Raw genomic sequence first — 1,744 nt, forward strand, 5'->3', positions numbered from 1 at the left:
GCGGTGCCCGTCGACCGCGCGCGGGAGCCGGGGCCGGGTCTCGGCTGACGGGACACCGACCGGCCCGTGGCCGCAAGCGACGGCCCGGCCGGGAACCCGGCGGGTAGGGTCGAATGATGACACCGTCCGACCGCCTCTCATCCCTGGAGCAGCACGTGGCACGCAGCGCCGAGTCCGTCCGAGCCGTCATCAAGGCCTACGATGTCCGCGGCGTCGTGGGCGAGCAGATCGACGAGGACTTCGTCCGTGAGGTGGGCGCGTCGTTCGCCCGTCTGATGCGGTCCGAGGGGTCGGAGACCGTGGTGGTCGGCCATGACATGCGGGACTCCTCCCCGTCATTGTCCCGGGCGTTCGGGGACGGCGTCACCTCACAGGGTCTGGACGTGGTGACGATCGGTCTCGCGTCGACCGACCAGCTCTACTACGCCTCGGGACTGCTCGACTGCCCGGGCGCCATGTTCACCGCCAGCCACAACCCTGCCCGGTACAACGGCATCAAGCTGTGCCGTGCGGGCGCGAAGCCGGTCGGTCAGGAGTCCGGACTCCGGACGATCGCCGACGAGGTCGTCGCGGGGGTACCCGCACACGACGGTGAGGCCGGGACGGTCTCCGAGCGTGACGTCCTCGATGGCTACGGTGCCTACCTCCGGGAGCTGGTCGACCTGTCGGGTATCCGTCAGCTCAAGGTGGCGGTCGACGCCGGGAACGGGATGGGCGGCCACACCGTGCCCGCGGTCCTCAGCGGACTGCCGCTGGAGATCGTCCCGCTGTACTTCGAGCTCGACGGGAACTTCCCCAATCACGAGGCCAACCCCCTCGAACCGGCCAACCTGGTCGATCTCCAGGCGCTGGTCCGTGAGAGCGGGGCGGACATCGGCCTCGCCTTCGACGGCGACGCCGACCGCTGCTTCGTGGTGGACGAGCGGGGCGAGCCCGTCGCCCCGTCGGCCATCACGGCGCTGGTGGCCGGGCGCGAGCTCGACAAGGAACCCGGCGCCTCGATCATCTACAACCTCATCACCTCGCGGGCCGTCCCCGAACTGGTCGAGGAGAAGGGCGGCGTCGCGGTCCGTACCCGCGTCGGCCACAGCTTCATCAAGGCCCAGATGGCGGACACCGGTGCGATCTTCGGCGGCGAGCACTCGGCGCACTACTACTTCCGTGACTTCTGGGGCGCCGACTCGGGGATGCTCGCCGCGATGCACACCCTCGCCGCCCTCGGGGAGCAGGACGCCCCGCTGTCACAGGTGATGGCGGAGTACACCCGGTACGCGGCGTCCGGGGAGATCAACTCGACGCTGGACTCCGCGGAGGAACAGGTGGCCCGGATGGAGGAGGTCATCGACGCCTTCTCCGGCCGTGCCGTGTCGGTGGACCGACTCGACGGCGTGACCGTCGACCTCGGCGACGGCGCGTGGTTCAACCTGCGGGCCTCCAACACCGAACCGCTGCTGCGACTCAACGCGGAGGCGCCCACCAGGGAGGACGTCGCCGCGGTGGTCGACGAGGTCCTCGCGATCGTCCGTGCCTGACCTGACCAGCGACACCGGGGCCGGCCGGGTGGACCTGGACGACGCCGAGGCCCTGCGCTCCTCCGACGCCACCGGAGCCCTGCTCCACGCGTCGATGGCCGGGGCACAGCTCCGGTCAGTCGCGACGGCCGTCGACTCGGGGGCGCTGGACGGCCTCACCGGGTTCCGGCCCCGGGCGCTCGTGTGGGTCTCCGGTCGCTCGGACCGGGCCC

General features: G+C 71.2%; 1 protein-coding gene and 1 pseudogene. Both read left to right on the top strand.

The window, feature by feature from the left end; all coding sequences use genetic code 11:
* The first annotated feature begins 155 nt into the window (after window positions 1–155).
* Window positions 156–1,532 (top strand): phosphomannomutase/phosphoglucomutase, encoded by a 1,377-nt coding sequence (locus G6028_RS14185; RefSeq protein WP_182659261.1) that lies wholly within the window; start codon window positions 156–158, stop codon window positions 1,530–1,532.
* Window positions 1,525–1,744 (top strand): annotated as a pseudogene (locus G6028_RS14190) (hypothetical protein); the annotation flags it as partial. The gene G6028_RS14185 and the pseudogene G6028_RS14190, both read left to right, overlap by 8 nt.

It is taken from the genome of Dietzia cercidiphylli, assembly GCF_014145145.1.
Lineage (GTDB): Bacteria > Actinomycetota > Actinomycetes > Mycobacteriales > Mycobacteriaceae > Dietzia > Dietzia natronolimnaea.